24 protein-coding genes are annotated in these 23,568 nt (G+C 37.7%); 13 read left to right on the forward strand and 11 right to left on the reverse strand.

The window, feature by feature from the left end:
* Window positions 1–111 precede the first annotated feature (111 nt).
* The 4 genes from KIP84_RS00505 to KIP84_RS00520 all read left to right on the forward strand — a co-directional run bounded on the left by KIP84_RS00505 (window position 112) and on the right by KIP84_RS00520 (window position 4,005).
* Complete coding sequence (locus tag KIP84_RS00505) at window positions 112–960, forward strand: rhodanese-like domain-containing protein (RefSeq protein WP_151302203.1); 849 nt, start codon at window positions 112–114, stop codon at window positions 958–960.
* Window positions 957–1,808 carry an archaetidylserine decarboxylase gene (asd, locus tag KIP84_RS00510; protein WP_213689122.1) on the forward strand — a complete coding sequence of 284 codons (852 nt, stop codon included), beginning with the start codon at window positions 957–959 and terminating at the stop codon, window positions 1,806–1,808. The genes KIP84_RS00505 and asd overlap by 4 nt, the downstream gene beginning before the upstream one ends.
* Window positions 1,809–2,234: 426 nt before the next feature.
* Complete coding sequence (locus KIP84_RS00515) at window positions 2,235–3,455, forward strand: acetamidase/formamidase family protein (RefSeq protein WP_060465119.1); 1,221 nt, start codon at window positions 2,235–2,237, stop codon at window positions 3,453–3,455.
* 130 nt (window positions 3,456–3,585) lie between these two features.
* Complete coding sequence (locus tag KIP84_RS00520) at window positions 3,586–4,005, forward strand: hypothetical protein (protein WP_213689123.1); 420 nt, start codon at window positions 3,586–3,588, stop codon at window positions 4,003–4,005.
* A gap of 74 nt (window positions 4,006–4,079) precedes the next feature.
* On the opposite strand, the gene KIP84_RS00525 is transcribed toward KIP84_RS00520, so the two are convergent.
* On the reverse strand, window positions 4,080–4,838 hold the full coding sequence (locus tag KIP84_RS00525) for an AcfC family putative adhesin (protein ID WP_213689124.1): 759 nt from the start codon (window positions 4,836–4,838) through the stop codon (window positions 4,080–4,082).
* Between the two features lie 241 nt (window positions 4,839–5,079).
* On the opposite strand from KIP84_RS00525, the gene KIP84_RS00530 reads away from it, so the two are divergent.
* Entirely contained in the window at window positions 5,080–6,276 is a 1,197-nt protein-coding gene (locus tag KIP84_RS00530) for an alpha/beta fold hydrolase (protein WP_213689125.1), read from the forward strand.
* A gap of 68 nt (window positions 6,277–6,344) precedes the next feature.
* Here the strand turns inward: KIP84_RS00530 and phoR are convergent, their stop codons facing one another.
* The 3 genes from phoR to KIP84_RS00545 form a co-directional block, all read right to left on the reverse strand.
* A complete protein-coding gene (gene phoR, locus KIP84_RS00535; RefSeq protein WP_002121907.1) occupies window positions 6,345–7,703 on the reverse strand; it encodes a phosphate regulon sensor histidine kinase PhoR in 1,359 nt (452 codons plus the stop codon).
* 9 nt (window positions 7,704–7,712) lie between these two features.
* Window positions 7,713–8,423 carry a phosphate regulon transcriptional regulator PhoB gene (phoB, locus tag KIP84_RS00540; RefSeq protein WP_000650776.1) on the reverse strand — a complete coding sequence of 237 codons (711 nt, stop codon included), beginning with the start codon at window positions 8,421–8,423 and terminating at the stop codon, window positions 7,713–7,715.
* Between the two features lie 254 nt (window positions 8,424–8,677).
* Complete coding sequence (locus KIP84_RS00545; protein ID WP_000224580.1) at window positions 8,678–9,349, reverse strand: TetR/AcrR family transcriptional regulator; 672 nt, start codon at window positions 9,347–9,349, stop codon at window positions 8,678–8,680.
* 210 nt (window positions 9,350–9,559) lie between these two features.
* Between KIP84_RS00545 and KIP84_RS00550 the strand changes: the two genes are divergently transcribed.
* Window positions 9,560–10,393: an SDR family NAD(P)-dependent oxidoreductase gene (locus tag KIP84_RS00550; protein WP_002121857.1), complete on the forward strand. Its 834-nt coding sequence runs from the start codon at window positions 9,560–9,562 to the stop codon at window positions 10,391–10,393.
* A gap of 57 nt (window positions 10,394–10,450) precedes the next feature.
* Here KIP84_RS00550 and KIP84_RS00555 read toward each other — a convergent pair whose 3' ends face one another.
* From KIP84_RS00555 to KIP84_RS00575, 5 genes are all read right to left on the reverse strand, one after another.
* Window positions 10,451–11,818 carry an MATE family efflux transporter gene (locus tag KIP84_RS00555; protein ID WP_068564602.1) on the reverse strand — a complete coding sequence of 456 codons (1,368 nt, stop codon included), beginning with the start codon at window positions 11,816–11,818 and terminating at the stop codon, window positions 10,451–10,453.
* A gap of 106 nt (window positions 11,819–11,924) precedes the next feature.
* Window positions 11,925–13,079, reverse strand: a complete 1,155-nt coding sequence (locus tag KIP84_RS00560; RefSeq protein ID WP_213689126.1) for a pyridoxal phosphate-dependent aminotransferase — start codon at window positions 13,077–13,079, stop codon at window positions 11,925–11,927.
* 28 nt (window positions 13,080–13,107) lie between these two features.
* On the reverse strand, window positions 13,108–14,418 hold the full coding sequence (locus KIP84_RS00565) for a DUF445 domain-containing protein (protein ID WP_017387594.1): 1,311 nt from the start codon (window positions 14,416–14,418) through the stop codon (window positions 13,108–13,110).
* Between the two features lie 13 nt (window positions 14,419–14,431).
* The gene (locus KIP84_RS00570) at window positions 14,432–14,995 is read right to left on the reverse strand and encodes a hypothetical protein (protein WP_151282537.1); all 564 of its coding nucleotides are present in this window, start codon (window positions 14,993–14,995) and stop codon (window positions 14,432–14,434) included.
* Window positions 14,996–15,054: 59 nt separating this feature from the next.
* Window positions 15,055–15,594, reverse strand: coding sequence for a DUF924 family protein (locus KIP84_RS00575; protein WP_002121850.1), 540 nt, complete (start codon window positions 15,592–15,594; stop codon window positions 15,055–15,057).
* Window positions 15,595–15,762: 168 nt separating this feature from the next.
* Here KIP84_RS00575 and gshA point away from each other — a divergent pair, with 168 nt between their 5' ends.
* Window positions 15,763–17,340 carry a glutamate--cysteine ligase gene (gene gshA / locus KIP84_RS00580; protein WP_087400272.1) on the forward strand — a complete coding sequence of 526 codons (1,578 nt, stop codon included), beginning with the start codon at window positions 15,763–15,765 and terminating at the stop codon, window positions 17,338–17,340.
* Window positions 17,341–17,356: 16 nt separating this feature from the next.
* Window positions 17,357–17,875 (forward strand): disulfide bond formation protein B, encoded by a 519-nt coding sequence (locus KIP84_RS00585; protein ID WP_213689127.1) that lies wholly within the window; start codon window positions 17,357–17,359, stop codon window positions 17,873–17,875.
* A 56-nt stretch (window positions 17,876–17,931) separates the two neighbouring features.
* On the opposite strand, the gene KIP84_RS00590 is transcribed toward KIP84_RS00585, so the two are convergent.
* Window positions 17,932–18,579: a haloacid dehalogenase-like hydrolase gene (locus tag KIP84_RS00590; protein WP_068564596.1), complete on the reverse strand. Its 648-nt coding sequence runs from the start codon at window positions 18,577–18,579 to the stop codon at window positions 17,932–17,934.
* Window positions 18,580–18,724: 145 nt separating this feature from the next.
* Between KIP84_RS00590 and KIP84_RS00595 the strand changes: the two genes are divergently transcribed.
* From KIP84_RS00595 to KIP84_RS00610, 4 genes are all read left to right on the forward strand, one after another.
* Window positions 18,725–19,078, forward strand: a complete 354-nt coding sequence (locus tag KIP84_RS00595; protein WP_068564593.1) for a DUF5991 domain-containing protein — start codon at window positions 18,725–18,727, stop codon at window positions 19,076–19,078.
* A gap of 215 nt (window positions 19,079–19,293) precedes the next feature.
* On the forward strand, window positions 19,294–19,911 hold the full coding sequence (locus KIP84_RS00600) for a hypothetical protein (RefSeq protein ID WP_213689128.1): 618 nt from the start codon (window positions 19,294–19,296) through the stop codon (window positions 19,909–19,911).
* 130 nt (window positions 19,912–20,041) lie between these two features.
* Window positions 20,042–20,686 carry a hypothetical protein gene (locus KIP84_RS00605; RefSeq protein WP_228141268.1) on the forward strand — a complete coding sequence of 215 codons (645 nt, stop codon included), beginning with the start codon at window positions 20,042–20,044 and terminating at the stop codon, window positions 20,684–20,686.
* A gap of 149 nt (window positions 20,687–20,835) precedes the next feature.
* Window positions 20,836–21,369 carry a hypothetical protein gene (locus tag KIP84_RS00610; RefSeq protein WP_068564586.1) on the forward strand — a complete coding sequence of 178 codons (534 nt, stop codon included), beginning with the start codon at window positions 20,836–20,838 and terminating at the stop codon, window positions 21,367–21,369.
* Window positions 21,370–21,417: 48 nt separating this feature from the next.
* On the opposite strand, the gene KIP84_RS00615 is transcribed toward KIP84_RS00610, so the two are convergent.
* The gene (locus KIP84_RS00615; RefSeq protein WP_213689129.1) at window positions 21,418–22,761 is read right to left on the reverse strand and encodes a GPI inositol-deacylase; all 1,344 of its coding nucleotides are present in this window, start codon (window positions 22,759–22,761) and stop codon (window positions 21,418–21,420) included.
* A 211-nt stretch (window positions 22,762–22,972) separates the two neighbouring features.
* On the opposite strand from KIP84_RS00615, the gene KIP84_RS00620 reads away from it, so the two are divergent.
* Window positions 22,973–23,554 carry a YqiA/YcfP family alpha/beta fold hydrolase gene (locus KIP84_RS00620; protein WP_213689130.1) on the forward strand — a complete coding sequence of 194 codons (582 nt, stop codon included), beginning with the start codon at window positions 22,973–22,975 and terminating at the stop codon, window positions 23,552–23,554.
* The last annotated feature ends 14 nt before the right edge of the window (window positions 23,555–23,568 follow it).

The following is a 23,568-nucleotide window of genomic DNA, read 5'->3' on the forward strand; positions in this document are numbered from 1 at the left end:
GAGAATGCTGATATCTGATTTTCTGCTAAAGCGTAGCAGAAAATCAGAGTTTGTTAGATATATGGTTATGTTAAGATTGAAAATAAGCTGGTATAAAAAGAAAGCATGACGATGACACTCCCGAATTTTAAACTCGATTTATTAATAGAAGCAGAAGAATTAGTGCCTTATCTAGGCAACGAATATATTCGTATTGTAGATTTGAGCCGTGCATCTGTTTATGAGCAACTTCATATTCCGCATGCTATTCATTTACAACCAAAATGGTTAGTGTCTCAACACGAAGAAGCCACTGGCATTTTGCCAGATGAAGCAGGTTTACAAGCACTAATTGAGAAATTGAATATTTCACCGAATCATCATGTTGTGGTCTATGACGATGAAGGTGGAGCATGGGCTGGACGTTTAATCTGGAATTTGCATTGCTTAGGATTCACCCGTACCAGTTTAATTAACGGGGGTATCCATGCATGGTTAGGTGCAGGCTTACCCACTACAGCAGAAGTCGAAAAAGTTTCTCCTGTTACAGACTTAATTCAAATTGATTTATCACATGCCGCTCAGTTCCGTGTGAACTATGAAGAGCTACGCAATCAAGTTGAGCAAGAAAGTGTGCAACTGTGGGATTGCCGGACGAGTGATGAATATAGTGGTGTCCGTTTAGCAGCGCGACGCGGCGGTCACATTCCAAATGCCCTCCATTTTGAATGGAGTACTGCACTTAATCGTCAAAATCATCTAAAATTGCATCCGCTTGAACGCACGCGGCAGCGCCTTGAACAACTTGGGTTCGATTTACAACAACCTGTAGTTGTGTACTGCCAGTCACATCACCGTTCCGGTTTGGCCTATATTCTGGCTAAACTCTTGGGCTGGGAAGCAAAAGCCTATGATGGTGCGTGGAGTGAATGGGGCAATCGCCTCGATAGTCCTATTATTACTGGAGAATCACCGTCGTGAGTTTCACATCTCGATTAAAAAAAGAATTATTTATTAAGGCACAAAACCTTGTACCACAGCATCAATTGAGCCGTGTGGTAGGTAAAGTTGCTGCGAGTGAAAATCCAGTTGTGAAAAACGCTGTTATTCATGCGTTTAAAGCTAAATATGGGATTGATTTATCGATTGCTGAACAAGGCAATGCACTGAAATATAAATCTTTTAATGACTTTTTTACCCGTGCATTAAAAGAAGGTGTACGTCTCGTTGACGAAAATGCAGATAGCATTGTGTCACCAGCGGACGGCGCAATTTCTCAAATTGGTAAGATTACTGCAGGTGAAGTCTTTCAAGCAAAAGGTCAAAGTTTCTCTGTAGAGAAACTCATTGGCGATCCACAACTTGCTCAGCCATTCCAAGACGGTGAGTTCGCGACAGTTTATTTATCACCGCGTGATTACCACCGTGTTCATATGCCGTTTGCAGGGACATTAACAGAAACGTTATATGTGCCAGGCGAGCTATTTTCAGTAAATCAGGTCACTGCTGAAAATGTACCTGGATTATTTGCTCGTAATGAACGTATGGTGTGTTTGTTCGATACTGAACTTGGCCGTATGGCTGTTGTTCTAGTAGGTGCAATGATTGTTGCTGGTATTGAAACTGTGGCAACAGGCAAGGTAAAACCTTCAGGCCGTATCGAATTACAACATCATCAGTTAAAGCTAGAGAAAGGTGCTGAGCTTGGACGTTTTTATTTAGGTTCTACAGCCGTTATTTTATTTGAAAAAAATAAGATCGAATGGGAACAACGTTTTAAAGCTGAGTCTGTAGTTGTAATGGGCGAGCGCATGGGACATACCGTTTAGTCCGTTATATAGCTCCCTAAAAACAAGTAAACCCTGACTTTAATTATTCAGGGTTTTTTTGATTTAAATTATATAAAAGTAAAATATATAATTATGTTTGGATTTATATTATATGGAAATATAATTATTATTAAGTGATCTAAATGAGTACCTTATATAAGCTAGTCTATAAATATGTATCTGAAAAGAGCAAAAATATTAATATGATTAAAAATTAATAAATAAAAATAGAATGAAATATTTAAGTTAGACTTAAGTCGAGGTTTTAATTTTATTTGAGGATAAGTTATTAAATCTAAAAAATTTATTTAGTTTTTTATAAGCATGAAGCACTTTTTAGATATTACACAACTTTAGCCTTGGCACAATGCTTGCTAATTATTCAGGACTTTACTGTAACTTTCATATTTTTTAGGTTCTGAAATCATGTTAAAAGTTAAATGTCTGACAGCTTCAGTTTTATCTGTACTTTGTATTTCACTCACTCATGCCAATGATTTTAAAGTTTTAAATCAAATTTCAAAACAGCCTACTCAACTTCAAACTGGGGAATATAAAGGTAATTATTATGTTCCATCTACTTTAAATACCATTACATGGGGCTATTTACCAAATCGAGATGCTAAACCCGTGCTTACTGTTCCGTCGGGTAGTGTTGTGACATTTGATACGGTTTCTCATGAAGGTTTGCTTGAAGACCAAGGGCGTAATGCTGAAAAGTTCTTTCAATCGAAAGGTGTCAAATCTAATGAAATCTTGGAAGATGCAAAAACAATTACGCAGTCAAATTTAAAGCATGATTTTCATAAAGATGGGCCGCATATTGTGACAGGCCCTGTTGCAATTGAAGGCGCACAGCCCGGTGATATTCTGAAAGTTGAAGTACTTAAAGTTGAGCCACGTGTTCCTTACGGTGTGATTTCAAATCGACATGGTAAAGGTGCTTTAGTAGGGGAGTTTCCTAAAAAAGCAAAGCAAGAAAATGCATCGGCTGAGCATCCTGAACGCTATGGAAATGTATCGATTTTCACCCCAATCGAAAAAAATGCTAAAGGTGAATACGAAGGTGTATTAAAAACAGAATCTGGTAAATCAATACGTTTTCCGCTCTATCCTTTTATGGGGATTATGGGGGTAGCAGCCAATACGTCTGAGCCTGTTCACTCTGTACCACCTGCAATGTATGGCGGAAATATTGATATTAATGAACTAGGTGCAGGTTCAACTGCGTATTATCCTGTTCAGGTTAAAGGTGCATTATTCTATACGGGTGATAGTCATTTCGCGCAAGGGGATGGCGAAGTAGCATTAACGGCACTAGAAGCTTCAGCCCGCGCCACGTTGAAATTTACCTTACTTAAAGCAGGTAAGGACAAAATACCGGGCAAAGATTTAAAACAACCTTTAGCTGAAAATGCTGAGTTTTGGATTACACCGGGACTTGATGAAGATCTTGATGAAGCGATGAAGAAATCTACACGTGAAGCCATTCGTTTCTTAAACCAAGAATACGGTATTGATGAAGCGACAGCGTATGCCTATTTAAGTGCCGCGACTGATTTTGAAGTTTCACAAGTAGTAGATAAAACCAAAGGGATCCATGCAAAAATCAGAAAAGCTGATTTTAAAGAGTTTGAGAGTAAATAATTGAGATGACCCAAGCTTGGTATTTAAAATATTAAATACCAAGTTAATTTTATTTTAACTATTTATAAGTTTTATATATTTTATAATTAAGTATAATAAATCTCACATATATTGATTAGTATAAAATCTAATGCAATCACTTCCGAACGTTCTACTATATCTTGCTGCACTATTAACATTCTGTACCGCATTACTTCATTTTTTTTGTGTGTTCTGGGGAGCAAATGGTTTTCGGTTTTTAGGGGCGGGGAAAAGTATTGTCCAGATGGTTGAAAGAGGGCACTGGTATCCTAATTTTACAGCTATAACTGTGGGATTAATTCTAACAGTATGTGCTACATATGCCTTCTTTGCAGCAAAGGGAATACAGGTATTACCTTTTACAAAAATTATTTTGTCGCTTGTTGCAGCAGTGTTTCTTATCCGTGGTTTTGCTTTTCCATGGTTAAAGTCAAAATTTGTCGGTAATAGTGATTTATTTTGGTATGTCAGCTCAGCCTTTTGTTTAATATTGGGCGCTTTATATGCCGCAGGTGTATATTTAATTTGAAACGAATATATTCTAGGTGAACTAGAGTGAATAATTTTAAAAAATAAAAGGGAGCTTGGCTCCCTTTTTTTTAATTATTTAGTCCAACCATATTTTTTGAAAATAGTATTGCCTTGTTGTGAAGATAGAAACTCTACAAAACGTTTAGCTTCAGCGTCTTTTAAACTATGTTTAGTCAAGGCTACACCTGTGTCACGATAGACAACTAGCTCTGGTTCGATAGGGATAATTTGTCCAACGTCCGGGTTACTGATTCCCCAAATATTAAAGACTAACCAAGCATCATAGCTGCTATTTTCTTCCCAGTTTTTCTTGGCAATCCCTGTGTTGGCTGCATAGGTAACAATATTCTTTCGAAAAGCTTTTGTTAATTGGATATTTCCGGTTCTGCCAGCAATATCTTCCCACATACCAACTTGACCTGCACCATGTGTAACTAAAACCTTAACGCCAGATTTAGCGAGGTCTTTAAATCCTTTAATATTTTTAGGATTTCCTTTTCTCACTAAAATCGCTGCGGGACGTAGATATAAAGGTTCTACCGAGTCTTTTATAATTTGCTCAGGAAAAACATTTTCAAAATCAGACATCATGGCTTCGGAACCACTATAGATAACATCTGCATCTAGTTTCGCTTTTTCAGACCATTGAGCAGTAGGACCAGAAGTCACATGAACTGCTATTCCTGTCTTATTGGTGAATTGTTTGGCGGCTTCTTTCATAGCGGGTGCTGGCCCACCCGGACCATATACTTGTACATCTGCAAAACTATGGATAGATAGAGAACCGAGAATAAGAAAAATCAGGTAGGGTATAAATTTTTGTTTTGGCATTTTAATCGCTATCGTAATTAAGAAAATATCAGCATATATTTTTTATTATTGAAATGGGATTAATTTTTGAAACGATATTTATAATACATTTCTTTAAAATATATTTTAATGAGATTTTAAGAGACTATATAAATGTAAATTATTTTGAGTTGAATATAAATATAGATAATTTTATGGTAATTTATATTTTATAAATTAATTATTTAAATAGATGTAATGTAAATAATAGAGGAGTAATCCCTTGATTAGAAAAAGTAATTCTTTTTTAAAAATTTTATTTAGCAGTATTTGTTTGGCATCTGGTTCTGCTATGGCTGCTCCAATTACAGATTTGGGTAAGCAAATTGTGAGCGAAAAACCGGGTTCAATATTGTCGCTAGAACAGCAAGCTGTGACGGATTTGTTTCCTCATGCAGATCAGCGCTTATTAGTAAATTATCGTAGTCGAGGTATTCAGGGCGAACCTATTGTTGCATCGGCTTTTATTTTATTACCAAAAGGAACGCCACCAAAAAATGGCTGGCCGATACTTGCTTGGGCGCATGGTACGACTGGGGTTGCTGATACTTGTGCACCTTCGGATGATTATGTGGGTGGGCCAGTTCACTCATATCAAGAAGTTGCTTCCAAAGCTTTAGATGGTTGGCTTGCACGTGGCTATGCAGTTGTTGCACCGGATTATCAGGGCTTAGGTACATTAGGCGCACATCCTTATATGAATGCAAAGAGCCAGCTGCATACGGTGGTCGATGCAGTGCGGGCATTACATATGCTTAAGCCTAAGAATTTTAATAAACAGTGGTTGGTGATGGGGCATAGTCAAGGCGGGGCTGCGGCAATTGCAGTGTCTGCCTATGGTCAAAAAGATGCTCCCGAACTAGATTTAAAAGGGGCAATCGCTCTTGCGCCAGGCGGCTATCAATACGAAGGCATTGCAGAATATGTGAAAACTAATCCAAACCCAGAACCTAGTGTGGCTGCTTTTTTCCCAATTGTGTTATTGGGAGCACAAGCAGCAGAACCAAGCATTGTTCCTGAAAACTTAGTCAGTCCAGAAATGAATATGGTGCTAACTCAAGCACGTAGCCGCTGTTTATCTGAACTTCAATCTGATTTGAAGAAGTCTCCTTCTAGCATATTTCGCCCTAACGCAGACTTAAAACCTCTTTTGGCTTATCTTAAAAAGCAGTCCATTGAGAATATGGTGCCGACCGTACCATTAATGATTGTTCAAGGCTCTAAAGATCATTTAGTCGACCCTAGAGGGACATCTGCTTATTACCAACAGCTATGTAAATTAAAAAAACCAGCTATTTATCAAACGATTGATGGTGGCGATCATCGTGATGCACTGCGTCAAAGTAATACTTTTGCCACTCACTTTTTAAATGTCATAGAGAAAAATCAGACAAAATCGTATTGCTTGAATTCTAAGTAAATTGGTTTAAATAATACAAAAAAGCCGACTTTTCATGAGTCGGCTTTTTAAATGTGAGAGGGCCAAATTTAGGTCATGTTATAGAGTCTTTCTTTTGGAAAAACTGCGGTAAATGTTGATCCCTCATTTTCTTTAGATTGAACATCTAAATACGCGCCGTGTTGCATCAGCACGTGTTTTACAATGGCTAAGCCTAAACCTGTACCACCTGTTTGACGACTACGGTCGCTATCCACACGATAGAAGCGTTCAGTCAGTCGTGGCAAATGTTTAGGGTTAATTCCGATGCCTGTGTCTTGCACACTAAAGTAAGCATGTTCACCATCATCATGCCAACCAATGGTAATAGTTCCACCTTTTGGCGTGTACTTGATGGCATTGGTAATTAAATTACTAAACGCGCTGGCAATTTCCATGTCGGAACCAATCAGGTCACAGTGGCTATCAATGTGTAAATTGAGCGTGTGTCCATAATCGGCATTGTAGGCCTGAGCATCATCAAACAATTGATTCATTAAACTCGGCATTTCAATAATCTGATTTTTTGCAATTTTTTTGTTATTTTCTAAATTCGATAACAGCAGTAAATCATTAACCAACGCATTCATACGCTTGGTTTGTGATTGCATCTGGTCAAATGCACGTTTCCAGCGTGGGCTAATATCTTCCTGATCGGTAAATGTTTCGATATAACCACTCAGTACGGTTAATGGTGTACGAAGTTCATGAGAAATATTATCGACGAAGTCTTTACGCATTTGCTCAAGGTTGTGCATACGAGTCACATCGTAAGCCACCAATAAACGGCTTTCTCCACCAAATCGTGTGAGTTTAACCTGCACATAACGGTCATCATCAAAATTTGAGTGAAGCTTAATTCCATCAGGTGCCTGATCAATATTGTTAAAATATTCAATAAAAGTAGGCTGACGTAAAATGGTTAATAAGTTGCGGCCACGGTCGAGAGGACTGATTCCTAACAAACGTTCCGCAGCAGGGTTCCACCACTCGATTTGATGTTGGTCATCAATGAGTACAACCGCTTCAGCAAGAGCAACTAATGAAGACTGAGCCCGGTCAATTAAACCGACCATTTCCGCCTGAACAATTCGTTCTTGGCGCTGGGCACGGTAAACATTAAATAACAATGCCCCCCAAATCCCGTTAAGGTTTGGAGGCACGTCATAAGGTTTATTGGCAATCCAGTCATTGACCAGATATAAAGAACGCAACTGGAGTGTAAAAAACACCACGAAGGCGATAAAAATACAGCTCCAGAAATACCCAATACCGAAACCGACTAAACCGGCAATAATTAGAAAAAATAATAAAAGCCGTAAATCTTGTTTGGCAAACGTCCATAAACTACTGTAGCGAGAAAGCTTTTGTTCACGTACCTGTTCAGGGACGGGGTAGGGTTCATACATAAATCTTGGTTAACCTGCGGCTAAATCTGCACGTGTTGAGAAACGGTAGCCAGTTCCACGTACAGTTTGAACAAATCGGTCAACACCAAAAGGTTCTAACACTTTACGTAAACGACGGATATGCACATCGATAGTGCGGTCTTCAATATATACATTACCGCCCCATACCTGATCGAGCAACTGGGCACGCGTATAGGCACGTTCTGGATGGGTCATAAAAAACGCAAGTAAGCGATATTCAGTTGGGCCCATATCTAAAATGCTGTTGCCAAAGCTAACACGTTGGCTTACAGGATCAAGAATTAAACCATTGGCATCAATTGTTTTTTCACCACTTAATGCATTCGCGCGGCGCAGAACTGCCTTAATACGTGAAACCAATTCACGTGTTGAGAAAGGCTTCGTCATGTAATCATCTGCACCCGCATCAAGACCTTGTACTTTATGGTCTTCTTCTCCGCGAGCGGTCAGCATAATCACTGGAATTTCTGCTAGGTTCTCATCGCGTTTTAAGCGGCGACATAAATCGACACCGCTTACGCCTCCAGGTAACATCCAATCAAGCAAGATAAGCGCCGGACGTTGGTCGACGATAATTTGATGAGCCTGTTTGGCATCTTCTGCCTGTAAACACTGAAAGCCTGCCATGTCCAAAGAAGTATGGATCATTTCACGAATAGGAAGCTCATCATCGACAATTAAAATATAGTCATCTTTCACAACGCAATATCCTATAGATTTAACGGTGAACCGTTTTGTAGTTATGACAGGCTTATTACAAAGATTAATTATGACAATTTCATTGCAGAAAAGTCTATAAAAATGAATTTAGCAATAATTTGTGACAAAACTAAGGCAAAGGTATGACCAAATTATGACATCTAAGCCTCAAAATTTCTAAAATCATTCAATAGGTTATCACCTTAATTGCTTCGCTATTTTTTCACATTTTTAGCTGTCAAAAAACTTTAATATTATTTTGAAACTTGAGCTAATAAAGATAAGAAAACGATACGGCATGCAGTTAAAACCTGCTCAAGAGACTGCTCAAACCCTCCCATCACCCATCGAATCGCAATTTGTGTGACATATCCATTCAAACCCGTTGCGATTAAAGAGAGCTCATTTTCATGGTGCTGAATTTGGGGCATGGTCAGCATAACAAAGGCTTGAATCATGCGATCAAATTGCGCAAGTGTTTCTTGAATGGTGGCTTGATTATGTAATTCTTGTACCAGAACAGCATCGACATAGACAATACGAGCTAATCTCGGGTCATCTTTTAATGTCGTCAGCAGTGCTCTTAAACCCGCATCGACCATTTTTTCTGGATCGGGAGCAGCTTTAATTACGGCTTGCATCAGATTTTGCTGTAATTCTTCAATCATTTTTAAAAAGATGGTTTGAAATAAATCTTCACTCTTTTTAAATGATTCATAAAAATAACGTTCGGTGAGTTTTGCCTCTTGGCAGACATCTTTTACCGTCACTGAAAAAAAACCAAGGGTTCCATAGGTTGCAATACCCGCTTCAATCAGCTTTTCACGGCGTGCCTCTTTACGTTCAGATAGAGATAACCCTTTGAACTGACGTTCTTTACTCACACTTTTTGTTTTCTTTTTACTGGTTGAGTCGTTAGTCGCCATAAATAAATTGTTTCCTAAAGAATGGTTTCCTAATTTATAGGTTTTAGCCAAATATGCTCACTATGATAAAGCCCTCAGCAGAATTGTGCCATTCTATCTGAAATTACAGTGTACTATATTGACAATGTGTATTGTCAAAATTATATTGAAGGTGTCTAAAGTGCACATGCAATGAACCGGTTGTGCAAAACGAAAAACAAAGGATGGACAATGAAAAATTTTAAAAACAAAGTCGCTGCAATTACGGGCGCGGGTTCTGGCATTGGGCAACAGTTAGCAATTCTTTTGGCAAAACAGGGCTGCCATCTTTCGTTGAGTGATATTAATGAAAAAGGATTACAACAAACTGTCGAGCTTTTAAAGCCGTACAGCAATATTACTGTTACCACCAAAAAGCTTGATGTGTCTGACCGTGAAGCAGTAAAGCAGTGGGCGCAAGAAACTGTGCAAGATCACGGTTCTGTTAACCTGATTTTTAACAATGCTGGCGTTGCGTTAGGTTCGACTGTCGAAGGCGCAACCTACGAAGATTTAGAGTGGATTGTTGGGATTAACTTCTGGGGTGTCGTATACGGTACTAAAGAATTTTTACCGTTCATTAAGCAAACTCAAGATGGGCACATTATCAACATCTCGAGCTTATTTGGTCTGACTGCACAACCAACCCAATCTGGCTATAATGCAACTAAATTTGCTGTACGCGGCTTTACCGAATCGTTACGCCAAGAGTTGGATATTGAAAAAAGTGGCGTGAGTTCTTTGTGCGTACATCCAGGGGGAATTCGCACCAATATTGCTAAAGCTGCAAAAATGAGTGATAGCTTGAGTACTTTAGGTATGGACCCAGCTAAATCGATTCAAAACTTTGATAAGTTTCTACGTACTCCACCAGAAGAAGCGGCTCGTCAAATCTTGGATGCCGTTTTGAAAAATAAACGCCGTTTATTGATTGGTAGTGATGCAAAATTTCTTGATGCATTGCAGCGTTTGTTCCCAACAGGATATCAACGCGCTTCAACCGTTGTGACCAAATGGATGAAATAAGATTCAAATTAAAAGAAGCCATCAAATGATGGCTTCTTTTATGTGGCTTGGATGGTTCTAAATAAGAACTTTGATCGTCTTTTTCTTCCAGATAAATTGATAATACAAGCCTTGAATAATACATAAACTCACAAATGCCAAGGCATAGGCAACCCAAATGCCTTTAAGTCCCCACATTGAGCTAAACCAGTAAGCACATGGAATTTCAATAAATAAAATGGCAGAGATGTTAATCAGCATTGGAACAGTCACGGTGCCGCTCGCACGCATGATAGATGCAAAAATGGCACCTGCGCCAAAGAATAAAATCGCCCAAAGTACAATAAACAAAAGCTGTTGACCTAACACCACCACAGTTGGGTCGGTAATAAACAAAGCCATTAAATATTTTGAAAATAGATAACCAAGTGCAATTAAGGCACCTGTAAATAAAAAGTTCATTCCCAGAGCCGTGCGAGTTACTCGTGCTAATAGATCTGATTTACCCGCACCAATCGCTTGCGCTGCAAAAATTGAGGCTGCGATGGAGATCGAAATCGCTGGAAACTGAATGTAGTTGAGTACCTGATTCACTGCACCATACGCTGCTGTAGCATGTGAACCATAATGGTTAACCAACCCAACAATAACTAAACCTGCCATTGAGGTCGTAATCATTTGAATACCAGTTGGGACGCCTAAGCGTAAAATGATTTTGCTCAGTTCTGGATTATGACGAATATGTTGCAGAAGTTGACGATTCGGCCGAAGTGAATGATTTTTCTTGTTAAGATAAATCGCAAGAAAAATTAATATTGCGATATAACTAATAATTGATGCTATAGCAGGAGCAATAATCCCTAGGGCAGGAAAGCCAAAATAACCTTTGAGAAGAATTGGTGTAATAATTACACCGATGACACTGGTTAAAGCGAGGGCCAGTAAAGGGGTCGTACTGTCTCCCACACCACGTAAAATTGAGGTATAGATAATATAAACGAACAGAAGAGGGCTACCCGCCAACATCCATTGTACATAAGGTAAAGCAAGATGCATTACCTTTGGGTCGGTACCTAAAAGCTCCAAAATATCATGGGCGAAAAACACACCGATAATCGCGGTAATAATTCCACCAATGATCGTCATAAACAGGGTAGAACCGACCACACTTTGGACTTTCTCTATATTTTGCGCACCCCATGCTTGCCCTACTAAAACAGTAGTACCCGTTGAAATCCCGATAATAAAAGCGAGGAGCAAAAATAAGATAGGGAAATATACAGAAACTGCCGCAATTGCATCTACTCCCATCATTTGACCAACGAAAATGGTGTTAATAGTTCCCGACAAGTTCTGCAAAATATTGGTTGCGATCAAGGGTAGCAAGAAAACAAAAAATGTTTTCCATAGATTTTGCTGTTGAATTAAGGACTGTCTTGGTGGCATGTATTCTCCATCGCCCATCTCTTTGTTGAGCTGGGCGGATATTCAACTTAGCATATTTGGAGTGAATGACTTGTAGTATTTTTACAGTGCTAAGTGGCTAAATTTATTAACATTGATCCAGAATTTCTCCTGCTTTTTGCAGAGTCTCATCATGTTTAGCAAAGCAGAATCGAATCAAGCGTAAAGACTCAGGCGCTTGCTGGTAGAAAACCGAAACTGGAATTGCCACAATCTTGTGTTGCTCGGCAAGAAACTGGCACATTTCTACATCGTTTAAATCAGGTCTAATTTGACTGTAATCAAGGTTTTGGAAATAAGTACCTTGAGAAGGTTTTAGTAAAAAACGACTATTGTGAATTGCCTGATTAAATCGATCTCTTTTCGTTTGGTAAAACTGAGAAAGCTCTTGAATATGTTCTGGATGTTGCTCCATATATTGCGCTAGCGCAATCTGACAAGGAGTCGTGCCACAGAAATTCGCATATTGATAAATCTGGCGGAATAAACGCATTAGCTCAGGTGAAGCGACGCAGTAACCCGTTTTCCATCCCGTCACATGAAAGGTTTTTCCAAAAGAACCAATCACAAAACTACGCTCTCTGAGCTCTGGAAAATGCAATGCGCTAAAGTGTTGTTGACCATCAAAAACTAAGTGTTCATAGACCTCATCGGATAAAACCAGAATATTTTTATCTTGAATCAGTTCAATGAGTTCTAACCAGTCTTGTTTTGCCCAGATCGTACCGGTTGGATTATGGGGTGTATTCACCACAATCATACGGGTTTTGTCATTAATCAAATCTTTAACTTGTTGCCAGTTCACCTTAAAGTCAGGTGCTTGCAACGCAATATGAACAGCTTTACCGCCTGCTAACTCGACAGAAGGGCCATAGCTATCATAACTTGGGTCAAAAATAATGACTTCATCACCTGCATTGATGCACGCTTGTATGGTACAAAAAATTGCAATGGTTGCGCCGGGAGTAATCGTGATTTGCGTTGCAGGGTCAAGTTGAAGTTGATCACGCTGCTGAAATTGTAAAGCGAGTTGCTCCCGTAAACCGAGAATACCATCGCCAGGCGGGTACTGATTATGTCCAGCTAAAGTCGCTTGAGATAAGGCTTCAAGTAAGGCTTGTGGCGCTGGAAAATCTGGAAAGCCTTGTGACAGGTTGAGTGCGCCTAGACGATGTGCCAGTGCCGTCATGGTACTAAAAATAGTCACGCCTTGAGTAGCCAATTTTGACTGTAGCTGAAGCATATTGTTCTCTTATTAAAAATATTTAAAGTTATAAAATTGATTCAATTACTGCCCGAATTACACCAAGTGTCAAACCAATAAATGCACCCACTACAACACCATTTACTCGGATCATATGCAAGTCGCCACCGACTTCATTTTCAATTTTTCCGATCATTTCACGTGAATCCCATTCATGAATGCGTTCACTCACATAGCGTATGATTTTATGGCTATATTGATCCGTAAAGTTCATGGCAAGTCCTGTCATTTCTTTGTTGAGAACTTCACGTACTTTTACATTTTGAACAAGGTTTTCACCGAGCTGTTGAATCGCAGCTCGCAGGTTCATTGCAATGCCAGAGTCTTCTTTCATTAAATCTTCTTTAATGGCATCACACAAAATAGTGACAGCACCACTAATAAAATTTAGAACTTGAGGACTATCAAGGAGCGCATCTTTACCGCTGTTGAGACGTTGACTGGCAACACTATCGGGTTTCGCTAGCTCCAGCATGAGTGAATGTGCAATAGTTTCAATTTCTTGTCGCCATGGGTGTTCATGGTCGGCCAGCATTGATTCTACTTTTTCAACCAATGAGTCGATGGTACGTTGTTGAACATCAATACCAATCCAGCTCGCGCCTCTTGCAAGTGACCAGACCCCCAGTGCTTTAAACATTTTTCGGGTTAATTCACGGGTTTTATCTGGGTTCTGTACGACCCACTCATGGGCAATATCGAGACCACGTTGTAAAACGTCTTGATGGAAATCATTTTCCAATACCGCACGAAGCATTTCACTGGCGAGTTTGTTGACTTGGGTATTACGTACCCATTGCACACTGTTGTTTTGCACGAAATTAGCAATTTGCTCTTGGCTCACAAATTCAAAAATTTTCGGTACAGTTTGCTGAATGAGCTGCACTACTTGAGTATTGTTTTGTGGACTTGCCAACCATTGACCAATTGCGAGGCTCAAGTCCGTTTTTTCTAAGCTTTTTTCGACCACTTGAGGCGAAAGAAAATTTTCCTGTACAAAACGGCCCATTGACTCTGCAATGCGTGCCTTATTGCGCGGAATAATCTCGGTATGGTCGCGTAAAAACTTAGGAATCGGTAACTTACCAAAAGGGTTCCGAAACAGAACTGTAATCGCGTACCAATCAGCTAGACCACCAACTACACCTGCTTCGGCCCCTAGCATTAAAATATGAATAAAACCTGTGTACTCTGGCAGAAAACGGTCGGCTACCATCAGTGCAATCCACAGCACAACGACGATGATCAGCGCTAGGGTAGCAAAATATTTACTACGTTTAAGACTGGGCACGTGGTGAACTTCTTCTGCCATGCTCATAAATTTATCCTATTCATTTTTGTTTTACTGGAGGCTCGGGCGGTGGCAACAGCTCTCCTGTCGGACTCAATCCATATTTTTGTCCGAGTGATTTCAAGATCAAGCTTGCATCAAAAGCGTCTTGAGGAGCCTGCTTTTGATCCCGATAACATTCAATAGTATACGACACTTGAACAGGGTCGATATTGACCACTTGTGGGAAATCATAGAACGGATCATGCCAGAAACCCGGATAGCGACGACTATAGCCATAAGGATAAAAGCTCGGCGCAGATGGATAAACCACAGCCTGACGTGGTGGTTTCTGACTTTGGTTACTTGGGTCATTCAGTACTTTAAAAAAGCGGAAACCTTTTTGGACGGTCGTTTGTGCTGATTTTACCAAAGTGATTTCTTCAGCTGCACCGTAACTCATATTCGGATCGGCTTGGAAACTAATACGAAACGTTTGCGCATTTAAAGGGTATGCGGAAAACTGGCCAAGTTGATCAAAGGTTTTTGGTTTACTTGGAGTCGTCGCACAAGCAGTTAAAGTTAAGGCAGTGCCTAATGCTAAACAAAGAGAGAGATATTTCATGGTGAACTCCCAGCTGAGTATTAAAACAAAGATGACTCAGCATTAAAAATTAAGAAGCTTTAAAAACTACTGTTCGGTTCTAATAAAAATTCGGTTTCCTCTGGAGTAGAAACACGTCCAAGAATGGTATTGCGATGAGGATAGCGTCCAAAGCGATCAATAATGACTTTATGCTTTTTTTCAAAGCTTAAGTTAATTTCATTACCAAGACGTTGAAATAGTTTCAAGGCAAATTCATGGATCAATTTTGATTCACTATGCATAAACGGCATATATAAAAAAGAGCGTTGCTCTGGATTAAGCTGTGCGTCTAATTGCAAACTAATTGCTTCTTGTGCCAAAGCTAATGCCAAGCTGTCATAGGCAAAAGATTGGGGCTGATCACGATAGATGTTGCGAGAAAACTGGTCTAGTACAATAATCTCTGCCAAACGACCTTCTGCTGTTTTTCGCCAAGACCAGAGTTCTGCTTGAGTTGCCTGTCGATGAACATCAGAAAAATTTTCACGGATTTTTTTGTCAAAATCATCACTTTTTGCAAACCAAAGTGAACGGTGTTCAGGAGAAAACCAGAAGTTTAAAATGTCTTGTTCGTTCATGATATTGACAACTCTTTAGCAATTATTCTTCAATAAAATCACAATTCTTTCGTGTCTTAAATAACAAGATTGTGATAAAAATTGCCAAACTGGAATGATGTGATTATATAAGTAACCGTATCATCTCACGATTTTGTATATAGTGATCTTTAATAAGCGAGCAAATGCATGAGTCAACCCACTACACCATCTCAATCAGTTATTCCTGCTTGGGTGGATTCGTCGCTACTACAAGGCATGTTACGTGGAATAGAGCGTGAAAGCCTACGTATGCAAAGTAATGGGTTCTTATCACAAGAGTTACATCCGAAAGCATTAGGTTCAGCTTTAACACATCCAAAAATTACGACTGATTATTCAGAAGCGTTGATGGAGTTTATTACTTCACCTAAGCCAACCATTGAAGAAGCTTTGCATGAGCTCACCGATATTCATGCGGTTGTGCATCGTCATTTAGAAAATGGTGAAAAACTCTGGCCGCTGTCTATGCCATGTATGTTAGACGACAATGAAGAACGCATTCGTCTAGCGCAATACGGCACCTCTAATATTGGTCGTTTTAAAACACTATATCGCCGTGGGTTAGGAATTCGATATGGTCGTCGTATGCAGACCATTTCAGGGGTGCATTACAACTTATCTTTCCCAGATACACTTTTTGCTGAGCTACAAGCTCATGAAACTGACGAACAATTAAAATCATTAAGTTTGCAGGATTATCGTAGCCATCGTTATTTTGGCCTTATTCGTAATTTTATTCGTTTAACACCATTGGTCATGTTCTTGGTGGGCGCGAGTCCAACAGTATGTCGTTGTTTCTTGACCGGACACAAACATCATTTGTTGCCTTTAATCAAAGGTTCATACTATTTACCGTATGCTACAGCACTCCGTATGGGGCGATTGGGCTATCAAAACTCAGCCCAAAAAAGCTTAGGTATTCATTACAACAATTTGTCTGGCTATCTGGATGGTTTACAAAAAGCCGTTCATTCTCCTTACCCACCATTTAGCCGTTTAGGGTTAAATGATGCATCTGGTGAGCCGTTGCAAATTAATGATCATGTTTTGCAGATTGAGAATGAATATTACAGTCTAGTACGTCCAAAACAGGTGCCTCAAGCAGGTGAAACACCGTCTCAAGCTTTAAAAAATCGAGGCGTGGGCTATGTTGAGTTACGTGCTGTAGATGTAAATCCATACTCGGCAATTGGCGTTGATGAAACGACAGCAGGCTTTCTTGAAGTCTTAGCACTTTATTGTTTGTTAAGTGATAGCCCAGACTTGTTATGTTCTGAGCAAGACTTGGTTGAAAAAAACCAGACAGAGGTGGTCAACCGAGGTCGAGCGCCAAACGCAACCATTACAGATTTAACTGGGTCATATCACATCGAAGATTGGGCACGTTTACATATTGCAAAAATGCAAGATTGTGCACAGCTACTCGATCAGACCTATGCAACAGACTTGTATGGTTCAGCTTTGGCGGTCATGCAAGCACGAATTGATGAAGTTGATGAAACTTTATCTGCCCATGTCATTGACGATACGTTAAAGCATGGTGGAACTTGGAGTTTTGGTAGCCACATGGCTCAGTTACATGCTGAAAGTTATGAACAGCATGAGCTTAGTGTGGAAACTTTGAAACATTTTGAACAGTTGGCTGCGCAATCTTTACAGCAGCAAGAAAAACTTGAGCAAGATACCAAGATCAGTTTTGATCAATATCTTGAACAATATCGATAATAAAACGAGGTTTTACATGCGATTAAGTTACCGTTTGGTGAGTGGACTACTTGTTTTAGCAAGTATAGTCGGCATGTCTTTTGCGTTGTATCTGGAACATGTAAAAGGTTTAGAGCCATGTCCGCTCTGTATTTTTCAACGTGTTGGCTTAATAGCGATGGGCCTTGTAGCACTCATAGCCTTTTTGCATAACCCAGTTTCCAATGCGGTTAAACGTTTTTATGCATTTTTAGCAGGCATTGCAATTTTATGGTCAGTGGGTGTGGCAGGACGTCATGTCTGGTTACAACATTTACCACCAGATCAAGTACCAAGCTGTGGCCCAGGTTTAAATTATTTAATTGATGCCTTACCAATGAAAACGGTTTTACAAGAAGTATTGTCGGGTTCAGGTGAATGTGCAGCAATTGATTGGACCTTTTTAGGTCAATCTTTACCAGTTTGGTCATTGGTCTATTTCCTCTTACTATTACTGGTCTGTTTATGGCAGTTATTCCGTTTTTATCCAATAATTAAATTTGGTAAAAATAAATAGAATTTCTTAGTTAAATGTAAATAAAAAAGGATGCTATTCGAAGCATCCTTTTTTATTTAAAACCAATTTAATTTTTTTAAATTATTAATTTTAATTTTCTTGTTATCACTATTAATTAAATAGGGGAGTTTGGCACCCATCAAAATAGGCAAGTCATCTTCAATATCATCACTATATGTCGCGAACCAAGGTTGTTTGATATCAAGTTTATTCAATCTTCTTACTTTTTCTTCCGACCTACAATGTATCCCACTTATCCATCCTCCTAGTTTCTTTTGCAAAGGAGTACCAATAATTTGTACATCTAAATTGATAGACTCGAGTAAAACATTCGCTAACTTTTCTGGTGCAGCCGTGGCAATAAACACAATCCTTCCATGTGCTAAATGATCTTTAACTTCAGTTATACCTTGCTCAAACCAATATAATGAATCAGAAGTAATATCTTTGATATTATTGGAAAAATTTTTAAAACTGTATTCTAATTCTTCTTCATTCACACCATACGTTGCAATCCATAAATATAATGAAGCGCCTCTAGATTTATACTTCTTAAACTTCATAAGAGGCAAAGCAACTGGCGTAACAATGAGTGCAGCGATAAATCTGAGAAGATTAGATTTCAATTTATCTGTTAACCATGCCTTTGTAGAGTCACCCGATAGTAATGTCCCATCTAAGTCAAAAACAACAATTTCTTTCATATATTTCTCTAGATTTGGTAATTGTGGTAAGAATTAATTTTCAAAAGAGAGTATTTTTAATAGTTGATTTATAAAACAATAAAATATTTTATTGTATTGTAATTTGGTTATAATAGTTTGACTTGATTATTTATAAATTAATTAAATGAAAAAATTTTGTTCATTATTGCTGGCTCTTTCTGTTACCACATTTGCAAATGCAGATAAGTGGAATGGTACTTATCATTATTATAGTTCAGAAGAGTTGCTGGGTGGTAATGTTGCGACGATAGAATCGGTTTTAACGCTAACACCCAAAAAGTGTGAGTATTCTATTGCTGGCTTTCAGGTTGATAAATCTTATATATGTAAAGTGAAAGAGAAAAATAACGAACTATATTTCTTTAAAGTTCAAAGTGGTGAAAAGTTAGGAAAAGTAGTCTTTAAGAAAGGAAAATATTATCTTTATTCAGATGAAGTTTTAGATATCAAAGATAATCTATTTTATAAGGATAAATAATTGATATAGGGTTCTTTATGACCTTTTCTATTTTTTAATATTTGAAAAAATAAGAAAAGATTTAAAATTTTATAAAAAAGCCCAACATAAGTTCACTTTTTATATATCTTTACACTTCATTGTTAGCATTTAAGCATATGGCTCGGCATATCTAAGATGAAGGTTTTAATACCTAATTGATGAAGATATTTATGGAAGTAGCTATAGGATAGAATATGATTGAAATATTTAAACGAAAAATAACGGAAGTTACAGGATTTAATATGAAAAATACTTTTATATTAATTTTTTTATTAAGCGGAATTATTTTTAGTTTTAATATATATGCAAATGATGATACTTTTGTAGTTTCTGCAAATTGTAAGGATGAATATAGTTCTAATTGTGACATTGTGAGAACTATAAATAGTAAGAATGAAATAGTTATAAAAGATGTCAAACTTTTAAATATTTCAAAAATAAATAAAAACTTATATAAAGTGAAAACATCTTGTGGGTCTCCATGTTTAGTTACGCTTTTCTATAGTCAAAATAAAGAGGATTCCACAGACGAATTTATTGCTATTGATAATAAAAATAATTGTTTAATTGAAAGTGATAGTCAGAAAAAAGTCATTTATGCTAGAAAATTGTTTACAAATAAGCCTGGAAAAATTGTCGATTTAAAAACCAAAGAATTTAATGGTTTATTACAAAGATTTGATTATTATAGTTATTTTAAGGAGGAGAGTTTTTTCTCACCTGATGGTAGTTTAAATTTAATTGCAAATGATTATGGGGAAATATTGGTTAAAAAGAAAATAAAAAATCCTTGTGGTGGTGATAAGAAATAATTTATTTAGTGCCTTTAATTGATAGAAATACTAATTTTCTTTTAGGTCTAGTGTAAGTGTTAAAAAAAAGTATCAGAATTAATTTCTGGTTGGAAAATTGAGTCTTTTGATGATTAAGAGATTAGTGTTCATGGTTATAGAGAAAAACATAAACCTGCTTAAAGATTTAAAAAATAAAATTATAAAATTTTACCTTTTTTATATTACGAAGCTAACTATATTCGCTCTTACATTTTGTGGATTTATTATTGGATCGACCATCTATGCAAAAGATACATTTAATGTTGAATTGAAATGTAAAGGGCATGATCAAGAATATTGTGATGTCGTAAAAAACGCTGATAATAAAACTAATTTTATTTTAAGAGACATGAGATACCCGGAGGTTGATAAAGTAAATGAAAATATTTTTCATGCTTATGGTAGTTGTGGCTCACCATGTCAATATCACTTTTTTATAAGTAAAACAGAGGAAGATCAGACTAAAGAGTTTATTACTTTAGATAAAAATAATAATTGCCTAGTTGAAAGTGACTCTAAACGAAATCTTATTTATGCTAGAAAACTCTTTAATAAAAATAAAAAAATGATCGTTGATTTGAAAAATAAAGAATTCAATAATGTTCCAATCGATGTTGCTATATATAACTCATTTCAAGAAAGTTCATATTTTGATGATCAAGGACAGCTACATTTAGTAGCAACGTTAGCAGGTGTTGATAAAAATAGTGATAACTTATACTTTAATAAAATAATTAAGAAATCTTGTGAATAATAAAATGATTGATTGCGAGGATTTAAAATGTTTTTAGCTAATTTTAGTACTATCCAAAAATATTATTGGATTTATAAAATATAAGATAAGCTTGAATGTAAGATAGCGGTAGTTTTTTGAAAATTTTAGAATAAAGGTCTGAGTTATTAATGAAGCTATTAAAGATAGCAGTAGTGACATATATTTCATTAAATAGTATAAATTTATATGCAGAAAGTGCGAAAGAATGTATGAAGTATTGGAGTAAACCCGCAGTACAAGTGAGTGTACTACCAGACGTTCAATGCCCTGATGTCTGGGATAATAGTTTTAGGCCAGAAAATAAAAAATTAGTAAAACGAATAGGATTTAATCTAAAAGATAAAAATTGGGTTTCTACTGGATCTTGTAGCCATGTCCAGTATAAAACTAAAGACTATTATATCTATTGGGCCGATATGAAAAATAATAAAACTGATCTTATTATGATTTATAGCCCTAATAATTCATTTGCTTACTCAAGAGCATTAGATCAAACAAAAATTAAAGAAGGATTCAAAATAGAGCACTCTGTCGACGTAAATTTGTCTTGCGGTAAAATAGGGGAAGATATAAATATTATATCTGTCTTAAATGGATATTTACTTAAGGAAACATCGATTAAGAATATTTCTAAATATAAAACTTATGAAAGATTTAAATGATTGTAAACTATACAATTTAGAAGAAGCCCAACAAAAGTTGGGCTTTTTTTACGTCTCTACAATCCCTTCTAAATCTTCGAGCTTATAGTTCGGCATATCAATAATATGAGTTTGAATACCCTCTTGAACGTAATCATTAGCATGAGGATATAACCAGCGAGTGATCTGTTCGGCAACACTCGAGTGATACTGAATTTCAAAATGATTTAAACCATAAAACACGGCTTTATGTGAGTCTGGAACCTTAAGCTGAAAACGTGGGTTAGGGTGTTCGCCTAGCGCGCTTTTTACACTCACTAAGTAGTCGCCAATTACGGTCAACGCTTTATTACGCACCTTTTCAAATTCTAAGGTCCCTGCCACTAAAAAGGTGTTGATATGGGAAGGCAGTGGAGCAGGCGCGCGGTTATCATCCATCATACCAATACGGGCATCCATATGTTCCCAATCATCATCACGAACGCTGCCGTGACGTAAGTCTAAAATACCATTACTGCGAATATTAACCAGTTGACCGAGTAAGCCGACAAAAGGGAAAGCCCCAAGTTTATCTTGTATGGTAAAGCCAAAGCGCTCTAAAACTGCCCCATGATGTGGAGAGCCAATACAGACTAGATTCTCGACCATATGAATCCATTGATACATATTTTGTTTGCCATAAAATAAGGCACTACGAGAGACTAGCCCGCCCATACTATGGCCAATAATATCAATACTGGTAATTCTTGGATTACGTTGTACCAAGTCTTCTAATAAATTCGAAAAACTGCGTCCATTGGCTGAAATACGTCGACCTGTATTGTAATTTAAATACAGCATGGTGTTATGGTCACGCTGCGCTAACAGGCGCTCACCAATGCCACCATAGTGTGCATTTGACCAAGTCAGATGGTTCATACACAAACCATGAGCCAAAATCACAATACGGCCTGCAAGTTCGCCTTGTTGAATTGCACCGTAGTGGTCGTATAGAACCATGGGCAAGGCAAGGGGACTATGTTGTTTAAGTAAATAGTCTCCAAAAATACCATTTAAAATGCCCACCAAAAAATGAAGGGTAGGTGTTAATGGCTTTTCATGAAGGGTCGGGAACTTTTCAATAATACGACGCAAACCGGGCGCTAAAAAATAACGTCCATACTTTTGTAAGGCACCATAAGAAAACTGATATACCTTTTGCACAGAAGGGCGTTTTTGGAAATTATTCGCATTTTGGGCACTAATACCAAAAGCATTTTTTAATACTTCAATATTAATAACTTGTATTAATTCATGTACACCATTTAAGCTGGTGCTGAACAGTTGAGCTAAACCTTCTAGTACGTCGGCCTGACTCGGTGGCGTACGATCCCATTTACAATAAGTTTCATGTAACGGTGTTAAGCTCGGCATATCTTTTCCCCATTTACGTTATAACCGACGTTTTAAGCTGTACTTTTTATGAACGGCAGCTAACGTTTCCATCTTAGTAGTTTAAATAACACATGTTTTTAAAATACTGATGAATGGTAAGTTGAATCGTTTTTCTTGTCTGACAATAGTGTTTTTATATACAAACTGAGAACAAAAATGTGAGTTTATTCTCAATTTAAGAGGGAAATATATGAATATTATCTACCTCCATGGCTTTAATAGCAGCTCTTCTTCGATTAAAGGGCTGAGCCTTAAGCAATATTGTAGCGAATTGGGCATAAATGTGCATTTGCCAGATTTAAATAGATCTCCAGATCAGGTTGTAGCGCAAGTTTCAGAGCTGATCGAGTCTTTACAAGATGTGGCTTTAGTCGGCAGTAGCCTTGGCGGGTTTTTTGCGACATATTTTGTCGCGAAATATAATGTTCCGGCTGTACTGATTAACCCTGCTATGCAACCATGGAAGCTGTTTGATGAGCTCTTCCAAGTTGAAAGCATGCCTTATAAGGTGAATGATCAATGGTCAATTGATCATGTTCAGTTACGACAGTTAGAACAACTGGAACTGAAACAACCTGAAAATGCTGACAAAATACTCGTCTTATTGCAACAAGGCGACGAAATTTTGGATTATCGTCAAGCACAACGCTATTATAGTGCTGCAACACCATCCTCATTGATTTTGACGGATACTCATGGCAATCATGCCATGGAAGATTTTGAAGAAAAATTACCCTTAGTGATCGAATTCTTTGCGCACACCATCAAATAAGGAAAACGTACAAC

Source organism: Acinetobacter sp. BHS4 (assembly GCF_018454425.1).
GTDB lineage: Bacteria > Pseudomonadota > Gammaproteobacteria > Pseudomonadales > Moraxellaceae > Acinetobacter > Acinetobacter pittii.

Excerpts from the sequence above, each read along its gene's own strand:
- KIP84_RS00575 (WP_002121850.1), bottom strand. The coding sequence starts at position 15,594 with ATGAACGAACAAGACATTTTAAACTTCTGGTTTTCTCCTGAACACCGT.
- KIP84_RS00565 (WP_017387594.1), bottom strand. The coding sequence starts at position 14,418 with ATGAGCATGGCAGAAGAAGTTCACCACGTGCCCAGTCTTAAACGTAGT.
- KIP84_RS00560 (WP_213689126.1), bottom strand. The coding sequence starts at position 13,079 with ATGCTTCAGCTACAGTCAAAATTGGCTACTCAAGGCGTGACTATTTTT.
- KIP84_RS00550 (WP_002121857.1), top strand. The coding sequence starts at position 9,560 with ATGAAAAATTTTAAAAACAAAGTCGCTGCAATTACGGGCGCGGGTTCT.
- KIP84_RS00590 (WP_068564596.1), bottom strand. The coding sequence starts at position 18,579 with ATGAAAGAAATTGTTGTTTTTGACTTAGATGGGACATTACTATCGGGT.
- KIP84_RS00605 (WP_228141268.1), top strand. The coding sequence starts at position 20,042 with ATGGTTATAGAGAAAAACATAAACCTGCTTAAAGATTTAAAAAATAAA.
- phoR (WP_002121907.1), bottom strand. The coding sequence starts at position 7,703 with ATGTATGAACCCTACCCCGTCCCTGAACAGGTACGTGAACAAAAGCTT.
- KIP84_RS00545 (WP_000224580.1), bottom strand. The coding sequence starts at position 9,349 with ATGGCGACTAACGACTCAACCAGTAAAAAGAAAACAAAAAGTGTGAGT.
- KIP84_RS00515 (WP_060465119.1), top strand. The coding sequence starts at position 2,235 with ATGTTAAAAGTTAAATGTCTGACAGCTTCAGTTTTATCTGTACTTTGT.
- KIP84_RS00525 (WP_213689124.1), bottom strand. The coding sequence starts at position 4,838 with ATGCCAAAACAAAAATTTATACCCTACCTGATTTTTCTTATTCTCGGT.
- KIP84_RS00520 (WP_213689123.1), top strand. The coding sequence starts at position 3,586 with ATGCAATCACTTCCGAACGTTCTACTATATCTTGCTGCACTATTAACA.
- KIP84_RS00595 (WP_068564593.1), top strand. The coding sequence starts at position 18,725 with ATGAAAAAATTTTGTTCATTATTGCTGGCTCTTTCTGTTACCACATTT.
- KIP84_RS00600 (WP_213689128.1), top strand. The coding sequence starts at position 19,294 with ATGATTGAAATATTTAAACGAAAAATAACGGAAGTTACAGGATTTAAT.
- KIP84_RS00610 (WP_068564586.1), top strand. The coding sequence starts at position 20,836 with ATGAAGCTATTAAAGATAGCAGTAGTGACATATATTTCATTAAATAGT.
- KIP84_RS00570 (WP_151282537.1), bottom strand. The coding sequence starts at position 14,995 with ATGAAATATCTCTCTCTTTGTTTAGCATTAGGCACTGCCTTAACTTTA.
- KIP84_RS00585 (WP_213689127.1), top strand. The coding sequence starts at position 17,357 with ATGCGATTAAGTTACCGTTTGGTGAGTGGACTACTTGTTTTAGCAAGT.
- gshA (WP_087400272.1), top strand. The coding sequence starts at position 15,763 with ATGAGTCAACCCACTACACCATCTCAATCAGTTATTCCTGCTTGGGTG.
- KIP84_RS00505 (WP_151302203.1), top strand. The coding sequence starts at position 112 with ATGACACTCCCGAATTTTAAACTCGATTTATTAATAGAAGCAGAAGAA.
- KIP84_RS00555 (WP_068564602.1), bottom strand. The coding sequence starts at position 11,818 with ATGCCACCAAGACAGTCCTTAATTCAACAGCAAAATCTATGGAAAACA.
- KIP84_RS00615 (WP_213689129.1), bottom strand. The coding sequence starts at position 22,761 with ATGCCGAGCTTAACACCGTTACATGAAACTTATTGTAAATGGGATCGT.
- KIP84_RS00620 (WP_213689130.1), top strand. The coding sequence starts at position 22,973 with ATGAATATTATCTACCTCCATGGCTTTAATAGCAGCTCTTCTTCGATT.